Annotated in this window: 23 protein-coding genes and 1 pseudogene; 12 read left to right on the top strand and 12 right to left on the bottom strand. The window is 73.2% G+C overall.

Annotation, left to right across the window (positions count from 1 at the left end; genetic code table 11):
- Window position 1: 1 nt before the first annotated feature.
- The 4 genes from ACIOJE_RS35325 to ACIOJE_RS35340 all read left to right on the top strand — a co-directional run bounded on the left by ACIOJE_RS35325 (window position 2) and on the right by ACIOJE_RS35340 (window position 4,124).
- The gene (locus tag ACIOJE_RS35325) at window positions 2-976 is read left to right on the top strand and encodes a Gfo/Idh/MocA family oxidoreductase (RefSeq protein WP_400782052.1); all 975 of its coding nucleotides are present in this window, start codon (window positions 2-4) and stop codon (window positions 974-976) included.
- 2 nt (window positions 977-978) lie between these two features.
- Window positions 979-2,001: an aldo/keto reductase gene (locus tag ACIOJE_RS35330; protein ID WP_400782054.1), complete on the top strand. Its 1,023-nt coding sequence runs from the start codon at window positions 979-981 to the stop codon at window positions 1,999-2,001.
- A 71-nt stretch (window positions 2,002-2,072) separates the two neighbouring features.
- Entirely contained in the window at window positions 2,073-3,155 is a 1,083-nt protein-coding gene (locus tag ACIOJE_RS35335) for an integrase core domain-containing protein (RefSeq protein ID WP_400782056.1), read from the top strand.
- Window positions 3,156-3,263: 108 nt separating this feature from the next.
- Complete coding sequence (locus ACIOJE_RS35340; RefSeq protein ID WP_400782059.1) at window positions 3,264-4,124, top strand: NAD(P)H-binding protein; 861 nt, start codon at window positions 3,264-3,266, stop codon at window positions 4,122-4,124.
- A 67-nt stretch (window positions 4,125-4,191) separates the two neighbouring features.
- Here the strand turns inward: ACIOJE_RS35340 and ACIOJE_RS35345 are convergent, their stop codons facing one another.
- Window positions 4,192-5,376, bottom strand: coding sequence for an MFS transporter (locus ACIOJE_RS35345; RefSeq protein ID WP_400782062.1), 1,185 nt, complete (start codon window positions 5,374-5,376; stop codon window positions 4,192-4,194).
- Between the two features lie 279 nt (window positions 5,377-5,655).
- Here ACIOJE_RS35345 and ACIOJE_RS35350 point away from each other — a divergent pair, with 279 nt between their 5' ends.
- Window positions 5,656-6,411 (top strand): slipin family protein, encoded by a 756-nt coding sequence (locus tag ACIOJE_RS35350; protein WP_280682151.1) that lies wholly within the window; start codon window positions 5,656-5,658, stop codon window positions 6,409-6,411.
- A gap of 19 nt (window positions 6,412-6,430) precedes the next feature.
- On the opposite strand, the gene ACIOJE_RS35355 is transcribed toward ACIOJE_RS35350, so the two are convergent.
- The 5 genes and pseudogenes from ACIOJE_RS35355 to ACIOJE_RS35375 form a co-directional block, all read right to left on the bottom strand.
- Window positions 6,431-7,045 (bottom strand): TetR/AcrR family transcriptional regulator C-terminal ligand-binding domain-containing protein, encoded by a 615-nt coding sequence (locus tag ACIOJE_RS35355; protein WP_400782064.1) that lies wholly within the window; start codon window positions 7,043-7,045, stop codon window positions 6,431-6,433.
- A gap of 185 nt (window positions 7,046-7,230) precedes the next feature.
- A pseudogene (locus ACIOJE_RS35360) lies at window positions 7,231-7,419 on the bottom strand (amino acid permease); the annotation flags it as partial.
- A gap of 4 nt (window positions 7,420-7,423) precedes the next feature.
- The gene (locus ACIOJE_RS35365; protein WP_400782066.1) at window positions 7,424-8,410 is read right to left on the bottom strand and encodes an Acg family FMN-binding oxidoreductase; all 987 of its coding nucleotides are present in this window, start codon (window positions 8,408-8,410) and stop codon (window positions 7,424-7,426) included.
- 250 nt (window positions 8,411-8,660) lie between these two features.
- Window positions 8,661-9,221, bottom strand: a complete 561-nt coding sequence (locus ACIOJE_RS35370) for a cysteine hydrolase family protein (RefSeq protein ID WP_400782068.1) — start codon at window positions 9,219-9,221, stop codon at window positions 8,661-8,663.
- Between the two features lie 141 nt (window positions 9,222-9,362).
- Window positions 9,363-10,406, bottom strand: a complete 1,044-nt coding sequence (locus ACIOJE_RS35375; protein ID WP_400782070.1) for a hypothetical protein — start codon at window positions 10,404-10,406, stop codon at window positions 9,363-9,365.
- Window positions 10,407-10,491: 85 nt separating this feature from the next.
- Between ACIOJE_RS35375 and ACIOJE_RS35380 the strand changes: the two genes are divergently transcribed.
- The 3 genes from ACIOJE_RS35380 (at window position 10,492) to uppS (ending at window position 12,468) form a co-directional block, all read left to right on the top strand.
- Window positions 10,492-10,791: a PadR family transcriptional regulator gene (locus ACIOJE_RS35380; RefSeq protein ID WP_400782072.1), complete on the top strand. Its 300-nt coding sequence runs from the start codon at window positions 10,492-10,494 to the stop codon at window positions 10,789-10,791.
- Complete coding sequence (locus tag ACIOJE_RS35385; protein ID WP_400782074.1) at window positions 10,788-11,585, top strand: hypothetical protein; 798 nt, start codon at window positions 10,788-10,790, stop codon at window positions 11,583-11,585. Before ACIOJE_RS35380 ends, ACIOJE_RS35385 begins: the two co-directional genes overlap by 4 nt.
- A gap of 106 nt (window positions 11,586-11,691) precedes the next feature.
- Window positions 11,692-12,468 carry a polyprenyl diphosphate synthase gene (gene uppS, locus ACIOJE_RS35390; RefSeq protein WP_400782076.1) on the top strand — a complete coding sequence of 259 codons (777 nt, stop codon included), beginning with the start codon at window positions 11,692-11,694 and terminating at the stop codon, window positions 12,466-12,468.
- A 47-nt stretch (window positions 12,469-12,515) separates the two neighbouring features.
- Here the strand turns inward: uppS and ACIOJE_RS35395 are convergent, their stop codons facing one another.
- Window positions 12,516-12,809 (bottom strand): helix-turn-helix domain-containing protein, encoded by a 294-nt coding sequence (locus ACIOJE_RS35395; protein ID WP_280682097.1) that lies wholly within the window; start codon window positions 12,807-12,809, stop codon window positions 12,516-12,518.
- Between the two features lie 392 nt (window positions 12,810-13,201).
- Here ACIOJE_RS35395 and ACIOJE_RS35400 point away from each other — a divergent pair, with 392 nt between their 5' ends.
- Window positions 13,202-13,426, top strand: coding sequence for a hypothetical protein (locus ACIOJE_RS35400; RefSeq protein WP_280682096.1), 225 nt, complete (start codon window positions 13,202-13,204; stop codon window positions 13,424-13,426).
- A 253-nt stretch (window positions 13,427-13,679) separates the two neighbouring features.
- Here the strand turns inward: ACIOJE_RS35400 and ACIOJE_RS35405 are convergent, their stop codons facing one another.
- Window positions 13,680-14,171, bottom strand: a complete 492-nt coding sequence (locus ACIOJE_RS35405; RefSeq protein WP_280682094.1) for an ATP-binding protein — start codon at window positions 14,169-14,171, stop codon at window positions 13,680-13,682.
- A 272-nt stretch (window positions 14,172-14,443) separates the two neighbouring features.
- On the opposite strand from ACIOJE_RS35405, the gene ACIOJE_RS35410 reads away from it, so the two are divergent.
- On the top strand, window positions 14,444-14,617 hold the full coding sequence (locus tag ACIOJE_RS35410; protein WP_280682093.1) for a CsbD family protein: 174 nt from the start codon (window positions 14,444-14,446) through the stop codon (window positions 14,615-14,617).
- 121 nt (window positions 14,618-14,738) lie between these two features.
- Window positions 14,739-15,830, top strand: coding sequence for an AI-2E family transporter (locus ACIOJE_RS35415; protein WP_400782080.1), 1,092 nt, complete (start codon window positions 14,739-14,741; stop codon window positions 15,828-15,830).
- Between the two features lie 64 nt (window positions 15,831-15,894).
- Here ACIOJE_RS35415 and ACIOJE_RS35420 read toward each other — a convergent pair whose 3' ends face one another.
- The 4 genes from ACIOJE_RS35420 to ACIOJE_RS35435 are packed head-to-tail and all read right to left on the bottom strand — an operon-like array spanning window position 15,895 to window position 18,698.
- Complete coding sequence (locus tag ACIOJE_RS35420; RefSeq protein WP_400782083.1) at window positions 15,895-16,152, bottom strand: hypothetical protein; 258 nt, start codon at window positions 16,150-16,152, stop codon at window positions 15,895-15,897.
- Between the two features lie 25 nt (window positions 16,153-16,177).
- Window positions 16,178-17,767: a glycosyltransferase gene (locus ACIOJE_RS35425; protein WP_280682088.1), complete on the bottom strand. Its 1,590-nt coding sequence runs from the start codon at window positions 17,765-17,767 to the stop codon at window positions 16,178-16,180.
- Window positions 17,764-18,171 carry a tail fiber domain-containing protein gene (locus tag ACIOJE_RS35430; protein ID WP_400782085.1) on the bottom strand — a complete coding sequence of 136 codons (408 nt, stop codon included), beginning with the start codon at window positions 18,169-18,171 and terminating at the stop codon, window positions 17,764-17,766. The genes ACIOJE_RS35425 and ACIOJE_RS35430 overlap by 4 nt, the downstream gene beginning before the upstream one ends.
- 2 nt (window positions 18,172-18,173) lie before the next feature.
- A complete protein-coding gene (locus ACIOJE_RS35435; protein ID WP_280682084.1) occupies window positions 18,174-18,698 on the bottom strand; it encodes a hypothetical protein in 525 nt (174 codons plus the stop codon).
- A gap of 456 nt (window positions 18,699-19,154) precedes the next feature.
- Between ACIOJE_RS35435 and ACIOJE_RS35440 the strand changes: the two genes are divergently transcribed.
- Window positions 19,155-19,802 (top strand): hypothetical protein, encoded by a 648-nt coding sequence (locus ACIOJE_RS35440; RefSeq protein WP_280682083.1) that lies wholly within the window; start codon window positions 19,155-19,157, stop codon window positions 19,800-19,802.
- Window positions 19,803-19,824 lie beyond the last annotated feature (22 nt).

Genomic DNA, 19,824 nt, shown 5'->3' on the forward strand with positions numbered 1-19,824 from the left:
CATGACCGACCAGCAGACCGTCCGGATCGCCCTCGCCGGAGGCGGCGCCTTCGGCGCCAAGCACGCCGCCGCGCTGCGGCGGATCGACGGCGTCGAAGTGACCGCCGTCGTCAGCAGCAGCCTCGACAGCGCCCGGAAGTTCGCCGCCGAGCAGGGCATCGGCCGCGCCTCCGCAAGCCTGGACGAGGTACTGGCGATGGACGACGTCGACGCCGTCATCCTGGCCACGCCCACCCCGATGCACGCCGCCCAGACCCTCGCCTGCCTGGAGGCGGGCAAGCACGTCCAGGTCGAGATCCCGCTCGCCGACGCGCTGCCCGACGCCGAGGCGTGCCTGGCCGCACAGCAGCTCACCGGACTGGTCACGATGGTGGGCCACACCCGGCGCTTCAACCCCAGCCACCAGTGGATCCGGCAGCGGATCCAGGCCGGCGAGTACCGCATCCAGCAGATGGACGTTCAGACGTACTTCTTCCGCCGCACCAACCTCAACGCCCTCGGCCAGGCCCGCTCCTGGACCGACCACCTGCTGTGGCACCACGCCGCGCACACCGTCGACCTGTTCGCGTACCAGACCGGGTCGCCGATCGTGCAGGCCAACGCCATCCAGGGACCGGTCCACCCCGGCCTCGGCATCGCGATGGACATGTCGATCCAGCTGCGCGCGGCGAACGGCGCCATCTGCACCCTGTCGCTGTCGTTCAACAACGACGGGCCGCTCGGCACCTTCTTCCGCTACATCGGCGACACCGGCACCTACCTCGCCCGCTACGACGACCTGCTCACGGGCAAGGACGAGCCGATCGACGTCAGCGGCGTCGACGTCTCCACCGACGGCATCGAACTGCAGGACCGCGAGTTCGTCGCCGCCATCCGCGAGGGCCGCGAACCGAACTCCTCCGTCACCCAGGTGCTGAACTGCTACCGGACACTGGCCGACCTCGAGCGGCAGCTCGACGCCGCCCGGACCTCGTGACCGTGTCGACGACGGCGGGCCCGGGCCGGACGCTGCGCCGGATCGGGCCCTTCGAGGTCCCGGCGATCGGCCTGGGCTGCATGAACCTCAGCCACGCCTACGGCGTCCCGCCCACACCGGAGGCGGCCGAACACCTGCTCCGTACGGCCCTGGACGAGGGCGTCACCCTCTTCGACACCGCCGCCCTCTACGGCTTCGGTGCCAACGAGGAACTCCTCGGCCGCGTCCTCGCCGACCACCGTGACCGCATCGTGCTCGCCAGCAAGTGCGGCATGACCGGCGTCGACGGCCGACGCGTCATCGACGGCCGTCCCGACACCGTCCGCCGCACCGCCGACCAGGCGCTGGCCCGGCTGCGCACCGACACCATCGACCTCTACTACCTCCACCGGGTCGACCGGCAGGTCCCCGTCGAAGAGAGCATCGGCGCGATGACCGATTTGGTCACGGCAGGGAAGGTACGGGCGCTCGGACTCTCCGAGGTGTCCGTCGCCACGCTGCGCCGGGCCCACGCCGTCCACCCGATCGCCGCCCTGCAGAACGAATACAGCCTCTGGTCGCGCAACCCCGAACAGGGCACCCTGGCGGCGACGAGGGAGCTGGGCGTCGCCCTGGTCGCCTTCAGCCCGCTCGCCCGCGGCTTCCTCACCGCTGCGCCGCCGGACCCGGCGGGGCTCCCCGCCGGCGACATCCGCCGAGCCATGCCCCGCTTCGACGCCCGCCACTACCCGGCCAATCTGACACTCCGACGCCGGCTCGACGAGATCGCCCGGGACGCCGGACGCACCCTCTCGCAGCTGGCGCTCGCCTGGGTCCTGTCGCGGGCACCGCACGTGGTTGCCATCCCCGGGACACGGTCCGTCGCCCACCTGCGGGAGAACCTGGCGGTGCTCGACCTCCGGGTGGCGGGCGAGGCACTGGACGCGGCGGGCGCGGTGCTCAACTCCGCGACCGTCCACGGCCCGCGCTACAACGAGGCCACCCTCGCCGAGATCGACACGGAACCCTGCGGCCCGGCCGGCTGACGTGTCGGGCCCGGAAAAGTCATCGCCGCAGGTGGCAGCGATAGAGCGACCTCGGCTGGCACCATGTCCGCGTGATCGTTTCGCTGCTTTACAAGGTGGCCCGCAAGCTGTTGTCCGTACCCGGGGTGCTGCTGCGCCGCGACACCGCCAAAGACGCGGAGCTGCTCGCGCTCCGGCACGAGAACGCTGTGCCGCGCCGCCAGATATCCGGCCCGCTCCGCTACGAGTCCGCGGATCGGTTCTGGCTGGCAGCGCTCTCCAGCCTGATACCCCGTCACCGTTGGCGGGCAGCCTTCCCGGTCACTCCCGGCACGCTGCTGGCTTGGCACCGCCGACTCATCGCGGCGAAGTCGGACTACAGCACACGGCGCGCCCGCACCGGGCGACCGCCGACCAGAGCCGCGCTCAAGAACCTTGTGCTACGACTGGCTCGGGAGAACGCGAGGTGGGGCCACAAGCGGATCCAGGGCGAGCTGGCCCGTCTCGGGCACCCGATCGCCGCCTCCACGGTGTGGGAGATCCTCCATGCCGCCGGCATCGACCCAGCCCCGCGTCGCACCGGCCTGACCTGGCGCGAGTTCCTCACGAACCAGGCCGAGGGCATACTCGCGGCGGACTTCCTCCATCTGGACACCGTGCTCGGCCAGCGGCTGTACGCGCTGGCGTTCCTCGAACACGGCACCCGACGCCTGCACATCACCGGCGTCACCGCCCACCCAACCCGAGACCGGGCAGCACAGCAGGCCCGGACCCTGGCAGCCGACCTCGGCTCCCACGCGGAGTCCCTACGCTTCCTGATGCGCGACCGGGACGGCAAGTACGGCCAGTCCTTCGACGCCGTCTTTGAGGCCGAGGAGATGGAGATCCTCAAGAGTGCGCCGCGAACTCCCCGGACGAACGCCCACTGCGAGCGAGTGATCGGGAGCATCCGGCGTGAGGCCCTCGATCATGTCCTCATCATGAACGAGGCCCACGCCCGGCAGGTCCTGACCGCCTACCAGCAGCACTACAACGCACACCGCCCCCACCGCGCACGCAACCAGCTACCGCCCGGCGCCCACGAGCAACCCACCGCACACGACCTCGAGGGCCGAAAACTCCTGCGTACCCGCATCCTCGGCGGCGTCATCAACGAGTACCGATACACGGCTTGACCAGCAGCGATGACTTTCCGAGCCCCACCCCATCATGGCACGCGATCGCGGTTGGCAGAGTGTTCCGCCGAGCCAGGTCGGTGTCGCCAACGGGGAGGAGAGCCATCCGTGATCGTTGTGACGGGTGCCACCGGTACGGTCGGGTCGAAGGTCGTCGTGGGGCTGCGTGAACGCGGCGAGGCGGTGCGGGCGCTGGTGCGGGCCGGTTCGCCGGGCCCTGCGGAGTGGGACGACGCGGTCGAGCGGGTGGCCGCCGACTTCTCGGACCCGGCCTCGCTGGACGCCGCCCTGGCCGGGGCCGACGTCGTCTACCTGCTGGTCGCCGTCCACCCGGAGATGGCCGCCCACGAGCGGAACGTGATCGACGCGGCCGTCCGCACCGGCCGGCGGCCGCGGATCGTGCTGCACGCGGCGGCGGGCGTCGAGCACCGGCCGGAGGGCGTCCGGTTCGTCGGCGCGCACGTCAGCGGCCTGGACCACCTGCGGGACTCCGGGCTGCCGTGGACGGTGGTCGCGCCGAACGGCTTCTACCAGAACTTCCTGGGCGCGGCCGAGAGCGTCAGGACCGGCACCCTCGCGGTGCCCGGCGGCGAGGGCGCGGTGTCCTACGTGGACGCCCGGGACGTGGCGGCGGCGGCCGTCGAGGTGCTGGCCACCGAGGGCCACGAGGGCGCGGTCTACACCCTGACCGGCCCGGCGGCGCTGCCGCTCGACGCGGTCGCCGAGCAGCTCGCCGCCGTCGCGGGCCGCCCGGTGGCGTACACCGCGATCGCGCCCGAGACGGCCCTGGCCGGGATGCTCGACGCGGGCTGGGACCGGTGGCGGGCCGAGGGCATGATCGAGCTGTACGGGCTGTACGCGGCCGGGCACGCCGCCGAGGTCAGCTCGGACGTGGAGAAGCTCACCGGCCGCCCGGCGCGCTCCTTCACCGAGTTCGCCGCCGAGCACGCGGCCGTCTTCGGCGGCTGAGCACGGTCTGACGCCCGTGGTGCGCCGCCCCGGCCCCGGCAGGCGCACCACGGGCGCACCACCGGCGTCAGGCGTCCGCCGACGCCGTGCCGCGGTCCCGCCAGGCCGGGACGAGCGCGACCAGCGTCACGGCCGCGGTGAGGACGAAGGCCCACGGGTAGCCCGCTCCGCCGGCGACCGCGCCGAAGGCGACGGCACCGACGCCCATCGCACCGTCATAAGCGACGTTCCACAGCGCGGTGACGGTGCCGAACCCGGCCGCGGGCACCCGCGCGTACATCAGCATCAGGGTGGCGTTCTGGGCGGCGCCGAAGCCGAGGCCGAACAGCGCCGCGCCGGCGACGACGGCGACCGGGTCGGCGGTGCGGGCGAGCAGCAGCACCCCGGCCGCCGAGGCCAGTACGGCCGGCAGCACGAGCCCGGCGGAGCCGCGCCGGTCCCCGTGGCGCCCCGCCAGCCAGCGGGCCACGGTGGACGCGCCGGGCTGCACCAGCAGCGCCACCGCGACCACGCCCGGCGACGGTACGGCGAGCGGCAGGAAGGTGACGATGATCCCGGCGGCCAGCGCCGTGGAGGCGAACACGACGGCGGGCCGCAGCAGGCCGCCGCTGCGCAGGCCCTGCCGGATGCCGACCGACGGTCCACCGGCCCGCGCCCCGTTCGGCAGTGCGGGCACGGAGGCGACCGCGGCCAGCGGCGCCACCGCGCCGATCGTGAACACCAGGCCATAGCCGACGTGTTGGGCCAGCCAGACGCCGAACGGCAGGCCGATCAGGGACGGCAGGCCGGACACCACGCCGACCAGCGCGAGCCCCTCGCCGCGCCGCTCGGGCGGGATCAGCGTGGCCGTCAGCGCCCCGCCCGCGACGATGGTGATCGCGAACCCGAGCCCGCGCAGCAGGCAGACCGCCACCACCGCCGCCATGCTCCCGGTGGCCGTCAGCACCAGCGCGGGGGCGCCGAGCAGCACCAACCCGGCGGCCAGCACCGGGCGGTAGCCGAGGCGGGCGGCGAGGGCGGGGGTGGCGAGCTCGCCGATCACGGTGGCCAGCATCAGCGCGCCGGTGGCGAGGCCCGCGGCGTGCTCGCCCCCGCCCGACTCCTGGGCGTACAGCGGGACGACGGACAGCAGCAGGTTGAAGCCGATCGAGGCGCCGACGATGGAGACGAAGCGCAGCAGCAGGGCGCGCGTCACCAGCCGCGGCCGAGCCGGGTCGGCTTGCCGGGCGGAGGAGTCGAGCGACGTGGTCACGCGATGACGGTATCGGCCCGGGTGGATCACCGGTAAGGCCCCGCTCCACGCCGCCGCCCGCCACCCGGCCGCCACCCGGCCGGTCGACCTGCGCCGACGGTCCGTCAGGATCCCGGCGCACGCGGCTGTCGATCGTCGCGGCCAGGGCGCATACTGTCCTGCGCGGCTCGCACCCGAGCGACGGGGCCCACTCCGGACCCGGCCCGGCTGCGCCGCAACGGGGAAGGTCGGTCGAACGTGGCCATAGTCGTCATTCTCGTCGCGCTGGCGCTGTTCTGGATGGTCACCGGCGTGCGGGTGGTGCAGCAGTACGAGCGCGGCGTGGTGTTCCGGCTCGGCCGGGTGCGCGGGCAGGTCCGTCAGCCGGGGATCACCCTGCTGGTGCCGGTGGTCGACCGGATGCGCAAGGTCAACGTCCAGGTGATCACCATGCCGGTGCCCGCCCAGGAGGGCATCACCAAGGACAACGTCTCCGTCAGCGTCGACGCGGTGCTGTACTTCCGCGTCGTCGAGCCGATCAAGGCCACGGTGGACGTCCAGAACTACTCCTTCGCCATGCTGCAGGTCGCCCAGACCTCCCTGCGCTCGGTCATCGGCAAGAGCGAGCTGGACGACCTGCTCTCCGGCCGGGAGAACCTGCACCAAGGGCTGGAGCTGATGCTGGAGAGCCCGGCCGCCGGGTGGGGCGTGCACATCGACCGGGTGGAGATCAAGGACGTCAGCCTGCCCGACTCGATGAAGCGCTCGATGGCCCGTCAGGCCGAGGCCGACCGCGAGCGCCGGGCCCGGATCATCACCGCGGACGGCGAGTTCCAGGCCGCCGCCAAGCTCGCCGAGGCCGCCGTCAAGATGTCCGAGACCCCGGCGGCGATGCAGCTGCGGCTGCTGCAGACCGTGGTCGAGGTCGCGGCGGAGCGGAACTCGACGCTGGTGCTGCCGTTCCCGGTGGAGCTGCTGCGCTTCTTCGAGGCCTCCGCCGCCCGGGCCGCCGAGGCCGGCGCCCCGCCGGCACCTACGCCGCCGACGCCCTGCTGAAGTCCCGCGAGGTGCACGTCTAACGCACGATCGGCAGCAGCACCTCGTCGACGATGTCCGCCGGGTGAAGCTGCACCGGGGCGCCGCCGCACGTCTTGATCCGGTACAGCATCAGCGCCGGGACGACGTCGGTGACCAGCGGGGTGACGGAGCCGGGGCGGACCTCGCCCCGGGCGGCACCGCGGGCGAGGACCTCGGCGATCAGCGCGGTGGTGGGCTCCACCACCCGCTCCAGCACGATCGCCAGGAAGGCGTGGGCCTGCCGCTGGTCCAGCTCGCCCATGATCGACCGGACGGCGGCGCCGGGCTCGCTCAGCATCGCCGCACGCAGCCTGGCCACCACCTCCAGCAGGTCCCCGCGCAGGCCGCCGGTGTCGGGGGCCGGGCCGACCGGCGGCAGGCACGCGCGCAGCGCGTCCTTCACCAGTTCCTCCTTGGAGGACCAGCGGCGGTACAGCGCGGCCTTGCCGGTCTGTGCGGCGGCGGCGACGCCTTCCATGGTGAGCCGGGCGTAGCCGCCGACGGTGAGCTGCTGGAGGGCGGCCTCGAAGATCGCGCTCTCCAGCGCCTCGCCGCGCCGCCGGAGCGGGGCGGCCGCCGCCGGGCCGCACGCGGCTGCGGTTTCAGCGGGCATGGCTGCGCACCTTCCTGGGTTCCGCTCTCGGCGGTTCGCGCCCGTTCATCGGCTGTCCGCGATGAACGACCGTGTTCCCTGTGTCCCGGGCCCGCTGTCGATGTTAGTGAACGAACCCGTCCGCTCCCAATCGCTCGCCCCTCCTCGGGTTCGCCATGACTCGGCCCGACCTGAGCCGGTCGCCGCTACGAGGCGGCGGCCCGACGCGCCGCGTGGGCGACGGCGCCGGCCGCCAGGACGGCGGCGCCGGAGACCACCGAGGACAGCGGCAGGGCGAACGCCAGCACCAGGCAGCCGGCCAGGCCGACCACGGGGACCACCCGGGGCGGGCGGCCCTCCGCCCTCGTCAGCGTCCAGGCCGAGGCGTTGGCGATCGGCCTACCCCGCCGACGGGTCGAGGACGTCCTCGACCGGGCGGCGCGGGCTGGCCGTACCGGGCGGGCCGTAGCCCACGCGCAGGACCAGCTGGACGTGGGCCGGGCCGTCGGCGGGGTCGCGCAGGCGCCAGCGGATGTCGGGGATCTCCACGGCCTGGTGCAGGACGCAGGCCTGCAGGCCGTGGACGGTGGCGAGCAGCCACACCCGTTCCAGCGCCTGTCCGGTGCGCAGCCAGTCCGCCTGACCGTCGGAGTGGGTGGTGAGGGTGGCGAGCTGGGGCAGCGCCTCGAAGCGCTCGGCCGGGGTGGCGTACCGGGGCGGGTGTCCGGCGAAGCCCCGCATCGGGATGCGGGCGTCCCGGTCGTGCGAGCCCAGGGCGGCGAGCGGGATGCCGTCGTAGGACGGTTCCAGGCGCAGCCAGCGGCGGGTCTCGGCCTCGCGGGTGACGTCGGCGGCGATCCGGGCCTCGGCCTCGGAGGTGAGGTCGAGGACGCGGCGTACGCCGTGCTCCTCCAGCAGGGTCAGCGTGACGTCTTCGTCCCGGGCCGCCAGCATGAGGTCGGCGACGAGCCGCTCGGGGACGTCCCGGTTGGTGAACGGCTGCCGACTGGAGTGGCGGCGGGCGATGGCCGGGTAGAGGTCCGCTCCGAAGGGCCGCGGTGTGCGGGCCGGTGCGGAGAGGTCGAGCACGGCGCACGGCTGCGCGCCGGCACCGGCCGGAAGCAGTCGGACGGTGGCGTCACGGCCGAGCCGGTCGGCGGCCACCCGCAGGTTGAACAGGGCGGCGCCGATCGAGACGTACAGCGCCCTCCCCTCCGGGTCGGCAGCCGGCACGGCCCGGCTCCGGTCCGCGTGGACCTCCAGTCCGAGCCGGTCCGCCGTCGGGCGGAAACGCCAGGGTTGGCTGTTGTGCAGCGAGGGCGCCGCCCCGCCGGCCTCGGCCAGCAGGCGCAGGTCGGCGGTGGTGAGGGCCGCTTCGGTGGTCATGATCGTTCACTCCCTGCCCGCGTGGAGCGCTGATGATTCGAGCATCAGCCCGGACCCCGGCTCCGAACCAGGGCCGAACGACCCTGCACCGCGCGGCGGTGTTCGCCGGGCGGGACGCCGTAGGCCGCGCGGAACGAGCGACTGCACCGGTCCGGGCCGGTCGGACCCCGGCGCGCGCCGCTGGCGCGCACGGGCAAGGTCACGCACCGGAGCGCCGGTTGACCGGGCAGGGCGTCGGCCGGACCGCCGGCTACGGTGCGACGGCGTCGCACCAGTCGTCGACGGTGAGGACGTCGCTCCACAGCGGGAACAGCCGCTCGGTGAGGGTCCGGTGCAGCTCGGAGTCGGTGTCGTGGCAGGCGTCCGCGAGGACGGTGAGCCTGAGGTCCAGGTCGTTGGCCTGGCACACGGTGGACAGCACGACGGCGCTCGTCGCGATGCCGGTGAGGATCAGGCTGTCGATGCCCCGAGCCCTGAGCACCAGGTCGAGGTCGCTGCCGGAGAACGCGCTCGCCCGTCGCTTGGTGACCACGACGTCCTCCTGCCGGGGCGCGACGTCGGGATGGATCCCGGTGCCGGGATCGCCCTCCGTGAACAGCCCTGCCTGCACGATGGTGTTGAGCGCCCTGTGGTGCGGGCTGACGTCCGGGTGGCCGGGACGGAAACCGATGACCACGTAGATCACGGGGATGCCCGCCGCCCGGGCACCGTCGATCGCCTTGCGCACGCGTCGCAGGTATCCGGAGCCGGCGTCGGTGATCTCCACGATGCTCCGTTGCACGTCCATCACGAGGAGCGCACTGTTCGTCATGCTTGCCGTCCCTTCTTCACCACGGAAAGACCTACCGGCTCACCCTATGCATGAACTGTTCACCAGACACGAACAGTTGATCATTCGACAGGAACCGCGGCCGCAACGGCGACCGAGGTCCGGCGAAGGAGTCCGGCGCCGTCACTCCCGAATTCCGATCATCGCGACGGCGAAGGCGATCGCGCCGATCAGCAGGGCGCCCGCAAGGGTGACGGCCGCCCATTGGCCGAGGGAGTGGACCTGGCCGCCGAACCCCAGGGCGCGCCACAGGGCGTCGCGCAGTGCCAGTGAGACGGGCGCGACCGCCGCCGTGGCGGTGGCGGCGGTCCGGGCCGCTCGTCGCGGTGCGGACACCGTGGTGGGCATGGCGAGCCGCAGCACGCCGTTGCAGATCATGAGGAACGCGAAGGTGCCGCCCGCGAACACGGCGGTCTCGATGGCGAAGAGCGGCGCTCCGGGCCAGTCCTCGCCGGACGCCAGCCCGGTCGCGACCAGGAGGCCCGCGGCGAGGCCGACCGCCGCGGCGAGAGCGGTGAAGTGGCGGCGGACGAAGCCGATCGTGCTGCTGTGGCGGATCCGGGCGGCGAGGGTGCGCACCGCACGGGGGTGGCGTGCGGTGAGCGCGTCGACCAGGGGGGCGAGGTCGTCGAGCCAGTCCCCGTCCGCCCGGCGGCGGCCTTCGCCCGGTGTCCTCGGCAGTAGCCGTACCGCCCGCCGGTGCAGCAGCAGGACGGCGGCGACCACCCCGGTGAGCGGCAGCAGGGAGGCGATCAGCCAGGGCGTGCCGTGGTTCCAGAGCTCGCGGTCCGCGCGTGCGGCCACGGCCGCCCAGTCGGCGGCGACGGTGGCCGCGACGAGCAGGGTGCAGACCAACGAGACCCTCAGGAGCTGCTCGATCCGGTACAGCGGCAACGGTTCGTCGCGCCGGCACAGCAGGGTCCGCACCGAACCGAGCGCGCCGAGCAGCGGCGCGAAGAACATCGTGAAGGTCACGACCACGTCGTACGGGTCGCTCTGCCAGGGGCTGCCCGCCCGTACGGCGTGCACCTGGGTGGTGACGTAGGCGAACGCCGTGAAGACACCGGCGCCCGCGACGGAGGCCCACAGTGCTGCGGCCGCGACCGGTCGCGCACGGTTCCCGACGGGCAGGACGGCGATGTGATGATGTGTCAGTTTCTTGCACATGGCGGCGATAGTACGTGCCGCGTACTACGTGGCACGTACTTCACGGCACGTAGTATGGTGCTGCGTCAGAAACAGGAGGGACGGCATGCAAGCCAACGATGCCCAGACGCTGGTGCTCTGTGCACTGGCCGACGGGCCACTGCACGGATACGCGATCAACACCGCGATCGAGGAACTGACCGGTGAGCGCCTGGGGCCCGGCAGCCTGTACGGGGCGCTGGCCAGGCTGGAGTCCAAGCAGCTGATCGAGCCGCTCGACGGGCAGGGTCGCCAGCGCCCGGTACGGCTGACGCCCCTGGGCCGCGAGGTGCTGGAACGCGAGCTCCGGGCGATGGCCCGGGTGGCCGACGCCGGGCTGCGCAGCCTGGGGGTGAACCCCGCGTGAGCGTCGTCGCCAGGAGCCTGGTCAGGCTCTACCCGGACGCCTTCCGGGAGCGCTGGGGCGCCCTGGTGGAGGAGGAGGCCCACGGCGCGGGCTGGAAGTCGTGGCCCGACCTGATCGCGGGCATCGCCGACATGTGGCTGCACCCGGCGGTCTGGCCCGCCGACTCGCCGGCCCAGCGGCAGCGCCGGGTCGCGACCATGGGCATCACGGTCGCGCTCGCCGCCTGCTTCCTCAGCCACCTGGTGGCCGAGCAGGGCGGCCCGCTTCCCGCCGACGGCGTCCGCAAGGGGATCATGCACGGCTGCACCACGCTGCTGCTGCTCGGCATCGCCCTGGTCGCCCCCAGGCCACGGCCGACCCTGGGGGCCGCAACCACCCTGCTGCGCTGGGCGGTTCGGCGCCTCGCGGTGCCGACGGCGCTCGGCGCGACCGTCGTCGCCCTGGTGCACGGTGGCGTCGATGCGACGGCCTCGCCACCGACCCTGCGCACCGCCGTGCTCGCCGGCTGGTGGATCGCCCTGGGACTGGGCGCGATCCAGATCCCCCGGATCTTCACCGGCGTCGGCGCGGACGCGGTCGTGCCGCCGCACCCTGGCAGGCTCCGCCTCGGGGTCTGGACGCTCGCCGCCGCCAGCGCGACCGGCGGCGCGACCATCCTCGGCGCCTCCCTGGCCGCCGACGGCCTCCACCTGGTCGGCGCCACCGTCGGGGTCGGCCTCCTGCTCCTCACGACGGTGTGCGCGGGCACCCTGCGCGACCTGCGCGATCTGCTCGACCTGGCGTCGACCGACTGAGCACGCACAGTCGCCGCCACCGCCGAAAGGCCGTGAACCCCTTCCTGTCCGGAGACCGCGACCTCGGACCCGCCCCAACCGGCGGGCGCCCCCGACCACTTGGACGGTGCTCATGCCCGACCTGTTCCGCGCCCTCTACACCCGCCGCCTGCGCCGCCAGGTCTCGGCGGGCCCGCTGCCCAGGCACGTCGGACTGATCATGGACGGCAACCGCCGCTGGGCCCGCCAGATGGGCCTGTCCAGCCCCAGCCTCGGCCACCAGGTGGGCGCCGAGCACGTCGAGGAGGTGTTGTCCTGGTGCGAGGCGCTAGGCATCAAGCACATCACCGTCTTCGTCTGCTCGACCGAGAACCTGCAGCACCGCGGCGACGCCGAGGTCGCCTTCCTGATGCAGCTGATCGAGCAGGTGGTGGCCGAACGGCTCACCAGGCCGGACGCCCGCTGGCAGGTCCATCTGGCGGGAATGGTCGACGCGCTGCCCGACAGCACGGCTCTCGCGCTCAAGGAGGCGGTCGAGACCACCCGCACCTGCCGCACCGGCGCCCACGTCACCCTGGCGGTCGGCTACGGCGGCCGCCAGGAGGTGATCGACGCCCTGCGCGAGCTGATGCACGCGCGGGCCGAAGCCGGCGAGTCGCTGACCGGGCTGGCCGACGCCCTGACCGTCGACGACATCGCACCGCACCTGTACACCGCCGGCCAGCCCGACCCCGACCTGGTGATCCGCACCAGCGGCGAACAGCGGCTGTCGAACTTCCTGCTCTGGCAGAGCGCCTACTCCGAGCTGTACTTCTGCGAGGCCTACTGGCCCGCGTTCCGCGAGATCGACTTCCTGCGCGCGGTCCGCAGCTTCGCCGCCCGCCGGCGGCGCTACGGCAGCTGAGCCGCCGGCCGTCCGCTCGCTGCGGGCGGGCGGGCGGGCGGGCGGGGTCAGCGCAGCAGGACGGCGAGCAGTTCGGCAAGGGTGGGGCCGCTGTCGGCCGGATGGCGTAGCTGCTTGCCGTCGATCACGTGGTAGTGGTTGGCGCGGCCCTGGCGCTCGTGGGTGAGGTACCCCGCCTCCTCCAGGTCCACGATGATCCGCTGGACGGCGCGCTCGGTCAGCAGGCAGCTGGCCGCTATGTCGCGGACCCGGATGCCTGGGTCCCGAGCGATCTGTACGAGGACACGGGCGTGGTTGGTCAAGAAGGTCCACTGCCGTGCCGTCGCCGCCACATCGTCCATCCAGCCAGGATACGACCGTCGATTCACGATGAACAAAACATGACAAATCATTCGCGTCATGCCTGACAGGTCACGCCCGGGCGGCCGACCCCGGATGCGACGGCGCCCCGCACCCTGGCGTCCGATCTCCACCAGGACACGCGAATGGGTGTACTGGTCCCCGCCTCCGTGAACGAGCCGGCCCGTTGCGGGCGAACGCGGCGCTCGAACGTTCCGCTCCCGAACGGGGTGAAGCGGCCCAGGAGCGGTCTTCAAACCCCCGTCCTCCGAGCGGGCGACAGGGGTTTGAAGACCGGCCCGAGGGCATCCCACCGGGTCCGGTCCGGTGGCCGATCGGAATGCGCCGGGTTTGCATGGAGAGACCGAGCTCCGACCATCCGGGAGGCTGTGCCGTGTACGAGATGTGGGCTGAGCACGACCCGGCGGTTTCTCCGCCCGCCGTGGTGTGGCACGTGGTGGCGAAGGACGACGCGACGGCGTCCCTGTGCGGGCGGTTCCTCGAACCGTCCCAACGCGTGGTGGTGGCACCGGAGGGCGCCGGTCCGGCGTTCCCGGACCGCTACTGCGACCCCTGCCTCGTCACCGTCCGCGAGGCCATGTGCGAAGCGGGCCGGTGACCGTAGACCACCGACCGGCAACACGACTCCGGTGACAGCCAGTTGGCGGTGACGACCGGCTGATGCACCCTGACCGGCGGCGCCCGGGCCGAAGACGTCCTGGGCGCCGCCTTACTGCGCCCGCCGCGTGCGCCACCCCTGCCCCCCCGCTCCTCCAGCGGCCCGAACGCCGCCGCCATGACCGCCCGCCGCCATCCGGCCGGGGAAGACCACAACCCGGTCCTGCTTGCCGAATTGACGACCAGTCAGGTCTTCACGTGGCCACTGACGGGTCGGACGCCTGGTGATCCCGACCCCTCGGCTGCGTCAACGGGGACGGCACCTCCAGCCAGACGAGCTTGCCGCCGTTCTGCGGCACCGATCCCCAGGCCCGGGCGAGCCGGTCCACGATCCGCAGACCGTGTCCGCCCGGCCGCCCCGGATCGGCGTGCGGGTGCAGCCGCGGTGGCACCGGGCTCGTGTCCGCCACCTCCACCAGCAAGCGGACTCCGTTCCAGTACAGCCGCAGCTCGCGCGGGCCCCCCGGGGCGTGCAGGCAGGCGTTGGTGACCAGTTCCGAGACCATCAGCAGGACGTCCTCCGCGACGGCCTGCTGTTCGGCCCCGGCGGCGGGCAGCCACTGCCAGTCGAGCAGGGCCCGCCGACTGAAGTCGCGGGCCCGCTGGACGGTGCCCTCGCTGCCGTCCAGGACGAGGCGCCTCGTCTGCTCCGGGTCGGGTGGGCCGTCGGCGGTCGTGCTGCTCATCGCGCGCCCCTCACACCGCGCCCTCCGGCCGGCCGTTCGTCGTCCATGCCCGGCGCTTGCCCAGGTGCGGCGCGGCTACACGCCGGACACGACAGCGACGGTGGCGGGCGCGCCGACGCCGCCGGACGGCAGTCGGGCCAACGGCGCCACGGGCAGCGGGCCGGCGTCGGCCGGTCCGGAAGGAAATCCTCTGGTTCGGGGCATGGGACCGCGCTTCCCGGGCAGACGCCGCGCGGGGCGACATCGCCCCGACGACGAGAGGAGTGCACACCATGGGTACCGAGGACAAGCTGCGCAACGCCGCCGAGAAGGCCCGCGGCAAGGTCAAGGAGGCCGTCGGGCGGGCCACGGGTGACCGCACCGTCGAGGCCAAGGGCCGGGGCACGCAGGTGAAGAGCGACCTGAAACAGGCCGCCGAGAAGATCAAGGACGCGGGGAAGCCCTGATCCGACGCCGGAGAGGCATCCCGTGCGCGTGAACCGCGTACCCCCGAGGCCCGGACCCGCCCGGCGGCCCCGGGGGGCCCGGCCACGGCCCCGGTGCCGCCCCGCCGCGTGCGCGGACCGGGTGCCGCCCGGACTCCGGACCGCCGCCGGGTACGCCTGGCGGCTGGTCCTGCTGGGCGTGGCCGCCTACCTGCTCGCCGGCGTCCTCACCCGGCTCGAACTGCCGGTCATCGCGGTGTTCCTGGCGCTGGTCATCACCTCCGTCCTGCGGCCGCTGGTCGACCTGCTGGCGCGGGTGCTGCCCCGCCCGGTCGCCGTCCTGCTCGCCTTCGTCTGCGGCATCGCGGTCGTCGCCGGGGTCCTCACGCTGGTCGGCACGACCGTCGCCGACGAGTGGAGCAGCCTGGGCGCCGAGACGCGCGGCGGACTCGGGCGCATCGACCACTGGCTGTCCGGCGCCCCGTTCCACCTGCGGCCTGGCACCGTCACCGACCTGCGGGCCAAGATCGGCGAATTCGTCACCGCCCACCGCTCGGCGCTCCTCAGCACCGCGCTCAGCGGTGCGAGCCGGGTCATCGAGCTGCTGACCGGACTGGCGCTCGCGGTGTTCTGCTCGGTGTTCTTCCTGCACTCCGGCGACCGGATGTGGTGCTGGGCCGAACACCGGCTCCCGGCCGGCGCACGGCCGACCTGGGACCGGGCCGGGCGTGCCGCCTGGCGCACCTTCGCCGGCTACACCCGCGGCGTGCTGATCGTGGCGTCGACCAACGCCGTGCTGGTCGGCATCGCACTCGCCGTGCTGCGGGTGCCGCTGGTCCTGCCGCTGGTGGTGCTGGAGTTCTTCGCGTCGCTCGTCCCGCTGATCGGCTCCCCCATCGCCTTGGCCGTCGCCGCGCTGGTCGCCCTGGCCGCCCGTGGGCCGGTGGTCGCGCTGCTCGTCCTCGCTCTGATCGTGGTCATCGGCCAGATCGAGGGCCACCTGCTGCACCCGCTCGTGCTCAGCTGGTCGGTCCGGATCCACCCGGTCGCGGTCGCTCTGTCGGTGACCGGCGGCGCCGTCCTGGCCGGTGTCCTGGGCGCGGTGGTGGCCGTCCCGGTGGTGTCGGTGGCCTGGGCGGTGATCACCGAACTGCGGGACCACGGCCCGCCCGAGCGGCCGGGGCCGCAGTCGCACGGGCGAGCGCGCAGCCGCCGTGACTCTGGACGGCCGTAGCCGGACCAGGTCCAGGAGGGGGTCCGCGTCCGTGCGGGCCCGGCCAGTGCCGACGCGCGCCCGGTCAGGTGCCGACCAGGCCGGCGGCGTCGAGTTCGGTGAGCGCGAGCCGGACGGTGGCGAGATCGGCGCCCGGGTGGGCGCGGGTGACGGCTGCGGCGAGGTCGGCGAGTGTCCGGGTGCCATCGGCGAGCCGGTAGACGGCGGCGCTGAGCGGGCCGAGGAGGTGGCCCTGTTCGGCGCGTTCGTCGTAGACGGCGAGGCGCCCGTCGGCGATCTCCTTGATGCGCAGCCCGTCACGAAGAGCCCGAGGGGCGTTCATCGCCCTCCTTCCGGCGCGAAGTGCTTCAGAGGGCGAACTGGTCACGCAAGTCCTCTGCCACCAGCGGAATCTGGTCGGTCTGGGCGGCGACCACGGGAACGGTGCGGTAGCAGTCGGGCCGGTCCCAGCGGCCGAGGTACTGGTCGAGGGCGGTGTGCTGCTGGATCCAGGCGGCCATGCCCTCGACGGTGTCGGGGAGTTCGTCGAGCAGCCGGGCGAACACGCTGCGGTGGTAGGCGATGGCGTGGGTGGTGGTGATGCCGGAGACGGGTTCGAGGTGGTGACAGCCCTCGGCGCGGGGGAACGAGCGCCCCCAGTCGAAACCGCCGAGGTAGAGCAACGACCACGGCCGCGCGGCGAGTTCCGCCAGGGCGCGGCGCAGCACCCAGGTGGTGCCGAGGAGGAAGACGGCGTCGTCCTCCAGGACGAGCAGGGATTCGAGGCCGTCGCGGTGCGCCTGCTCGACGGCCCGGCGGTGGGAGAGCGCGCAGCCGACGTGGTGGTTGGCCGGGGTGGCGGTGGCGGCTTGGCGGTGGACCCGCTCGGCCGGGATGCCCAGGGCGCGGAGCCGCCGTGCCATCTCCTGCCAGCGGTCGGGGCGGTCGTCGAGGTTGAGGCAGGTGATGCCGTCGAAGGAGCTGAAGGGATTGCGCTTCTCGGTCTCGTAGCCGGCCAGCACCTCCTGGACGGTCTCCTCGCCCAGCAGGCCGGTGAAGTGGTCGAGGGCCTCGTCGGCGGGCAGGCCGAGTTCGTCGAAGCCGACGAGGTAGTTCCGGAGCCGCTGGGTCCAGGTGTGGTGGGGCCGGGTGGGCCTGGACACGTCGAAGCGGTGGGTCCAGCGCAGGGCGGGCAGGCACTGGACGGTGTGGCCGGCGCGGCGGAACTTCTCGTGCAGGTGGCCCTCCTCGCCGCCGTGGCCGGTGAAGGCGGGGCTCAGACCGGGCCACGCCTTCGTCCGGCAGGCGAACAGGCCCAAGCCCTGCAGGCCGATCTCGAACGGTGGCGCGGCCGGGTCGATCCCGCGCGGGTCGGTGCCCCAGACCCCGAACATGCAGCGTTCCCAGCGGGGTTCCCAGTGCGTGGAGACCGTGCGCCCGTCGGTGGACACCAGCGGCCCCTGGATCAGGTCGCCGCTGTCGGGGTGCTCGTCGATGTAGTCCAGGAGCGCCGCCAGGGCCCCGGCCGGCAGTTGGACGTGGGAGTCCACGCACAGCACCCAGTCCGAGACGGCCTCGCGGAAGACCCGGTCGCGGGCGGCGGTCCCCACCCGCCGGTCGTACGGGACGTACCGCAGCTGCGGGATCTCCTCCTCCAGCCGCTTCAGCGCCCAGGCGTGCGGGCCGGTCGGGTGGTTGTCGACCACCAGGAAGTCGACCCGGTCCATGACCTCGGGGTGGTAGAGCAGCAGGCTGCTCACGGTGAAGTACACGCCGTCGTAGTCGTCGTACGTCGACATGCCCACCGTGAGGGTGCGGGGCGCAGCGGCCGGTCCGGGCGCCGGACGCTGCCGGAAGCGACCGGCGGGCGCGGCCACCAGCTCCCGCAGGGCCGACAGGCCCGCGTCATCGGCCTCGGCCGTTGTCTCGTCCCTCGCGGCGGGCAGCTCGGCCTTCACTCGCCACTCACCTGCTCCCGTGGCGTGTCGGAGAGTCCGCGCAGACGGTGGACCTCGGCGGTGAGTTCGTCGATGCGCCGGTTCAGGGCCTGGATGCAGACCAGGGCCACACCGTTGGCGTCGACGATCGGGATCACACCGGTGTTCGCGTGGTGGAAGTCGAAGGCGGCGTGCCAGTCCTGGGCCATCGGCCCGAGGTGGCGCACCTGCTCGGGCTCCCACAGGTAGCGCCAGGTGCTGATCGGCAGGGCCGTGACCGTCTCCAGGACCTGGTAGCCGTTGACGGCCCCGACCGGGGCGACCGCCTCTGTGTCCGCGGCGGCCCGGTCGGCCGGAACGGCCTGGTCTGCCGGGATGCCCCGGGCGGCGCGGCCGGCCGTGCCGGAGCGTCGGAAGAGTCGCACGGTCAGCGGCTCCAGTCGACCGGGACGACGGCGCACTTGAGCCGGCGGTCGCTGGGGGGCGGCGTGCTGGCGCAGTCCGTGCCGATGGTGATCGCCGCGTGCGCCGTGGCCGGAACGTAGACGCCGTCGCCGACCAGGACGGCGTCGTAGCCGTTCAGCAGTTCCTGAATGGTGCCGGGGCCGAGGTTCTCCGAGGCGGTGATGCCGGCCATGCCACCGTAGTTGGTGTAGGCCGAGCCCAGCAGCCGGCCGCCGGAGGTGTAGAAGCGGATCAGCGCGCCGACCAGCGGTCGTCCGGTGCGGACGTCGGTGGCGCTGGCGGTGATGTTCTCCAGCTGCATGGAGGTGATGTTCAGGGTGCCCTGGCTGGCACTCAGGCCGGCGGGCGCCAGGCTGGGGCAGTCCGTCCCGCCGCAGATCGGGGGCTGCGCCACGGCGGGCGTGGCGGCCGCGGTGATGGTGCCGAGCGACAGCGTGCTCACTGCGACGGCCGCGAGTTGGGCGAGCCTGGTTCCTGGGACCTTCATGTCTGCTCCGGCGGTGTGGCGGGGTGGTTCGGTGACGGGACCTTCACCGCCATCCCATCCGAGCGGCCCACTCACCCGCTCCGACAATCGGGACATAGCGGATCTCCGCCGGACTGTTCACCTCATCGGGTGAGGCTCCTGCTCGGAGCCGCGTTCGGTCCGGAGCCCCCTGTCCGAAACCACCGGCGGCGCGCCCGCCGACCGGTTGACCAGCCCATCCAAGTGGTCGGTTTCATCCGCGCGTTGACGGACGGCCGCGCAGAACGGATCTCGACCCGGACGACACCGTGTGCGGTGCCGATCCCTCATCGGTATGCGATACGCGCGGCGTTTCCACCCGACTGGACCCATCGCGTCACACCTTGGACATGTCCGGCATGACAACCCCAAGGGCCGTCTTTACGTTCGTCGCAGGTCGGTCATCCGGCCGACATCCGTGAAACAGAGAGAAGTGACATGCGCACGCGCAGATTGGCCGTGGCCGCTGCCGGAGTAGGCGCGGCGGTCCTTGCCGCCACCGGTATCACCTACGCCTCGATCGACGAATCCAAGCCGGGGTCCCCGCCTGTCCAGCAGGCCGCCCCGCCCGTCCAGCAGGCCGCCCCGGCGGCACCGGCCGCACCAGCTGCCCCGGCGGCACCGGCTGCCCAGCAAGCCGCCCCGGCCGAGGCCGTCGCGGGCGGCGGCGGGGGCGGGGGCGGGGGCGGAGGGAAGGAGGAGGGCCGAGACCGCGGGGAGGGCGGACGCGAGGGCCGAGACCGCGGGGAGGGCGGACGCGAGGGCCGAGACCGCGGGGAGGGCGGACGCGGCCACCGGGAAGAAGGAAGGATCTACTTCAACGAACGCACGTACTCCGCCTCCTCCGAGGGCTGCATCACTGCGGCCAGCGGATTGGGCGCCCGCAGCTTCAGCGTCTTCAACGACAGCCGGAGGACCGTCGAGGTCTACCGCGGCTTCTCCTGTGACAACGGCGGTCCGGTCGCCACCGTGGGTCCCCACAGCTCCACCAACGGCGTCGCGGCCCGTTCCGGCCACGGGGTCGCGTTCGGTCACGACGGCGTCGTGGGCAGCTTCCGGGTGATCCGCGACTACGACGAATGGTGACGGTGTCGCCCGGAGCACGGGA

The sequence above is a fragment of the Kitasatospora sp. NPDC087861 genome (assembly GCF_044742585.1).
Classification (GTDB): Bacteria; Actinomycetota; Actinomycetes; order Streptomycetales; family Streptomycetaceae; genus Kitasatospora.

Coding starts and splice junctions, on each gene's coding strand:
- ACIOJE_RS35435 (WP_280682084.1), bottom strand. CDS start 18,698: ATGAAGGTCCCAGGAACCAGGCTCGCCCAACTCGCGGCCGTCGCAGTG.
- ACIOJE_RS35375 (WP_400782070.1), bottom strand. CDS start 10,406: ATGTGCAAGAAACTGACACATCATCACATCGCCGTCCTGCCCGTCGGG.
- ACIOJE_RS35325 (WP_400782052.1), top strand. CDS start 2: ATGACCGACCAGCAGACCGTCCGGATCGCCCTCGCCGGAGGCGGCGCC.
- ACIOJE_RS35410 (WP_280682093.1), top strand. CDS start 14,444: ATGGGTACCGAGGACAAGCTGCGCAACGCCGCCGAGAAGGCCCGCGGC.
- ACIOJE_RS35405 (WP_280682094.1), bottom strand. CDS start 14,171: ATGAGCAGCACGACCGCCGACGGCCCACCCGACCCGGAGCAGACGAGG.
- ACIOJE_RS35440 (WP_280682083.1), top strand. CDS start 19,155: ATGCGCACGCGCAGATTGGCCGTGGCCGCTGCCGGAGTAGGCGCGGCG.
- ACIOJE_RS35370 (WP_400782068.1), bottom strand. CDS start 9,221: ATGACGAACAGTGCGCTCCTCGTGATGGACGTGCAACGGAGCATCGTG.
- ACIOJE_RS35380 (WP_400782072.1), top strand. CDS start 10,492: ATGCAAGCCAACGATGCCCAGACGCTGGTGCTCTGTGCACTGGCCGAC.
- ACIOJE_RS35355 (WP_400782064.1), bottom strand. CDS start 7,045: ATGCCCGCTGAAACCGCAGCCGCGTGCGGCCCGGCGGCGGCCGCCCCG.
- ACIOJE_RS35420 (WP_400782083.1), bottom strand. CDS start 16,152: ATGAACGCCCCTCGGGCTCTTCGTGACGGGCTGCGCATCAAGGAGATC.
- ACIOJE_RS35350 (WP_280682151.1), top strand. CDS start 5,656: ATGGTCACCGGCGTGCGGGTGGTGCAGCAGTACGAGCGCGGCGTGGTG.
- ACIOJE_RS35365 (WP_400782066.1), bottom strand. CDS start 8,410: ATGACCACCGAAGCGGCCCTCACCACCGCCGACCTGCGCCTGCTGGCC.
- ACIOJE_RS35395 (WP_280682097.1), bottom strand. CDS start 12,809: ATGGACGATGTGGCGGCGACGGCACGGCAGTGGACCTTCTTGACCAAC.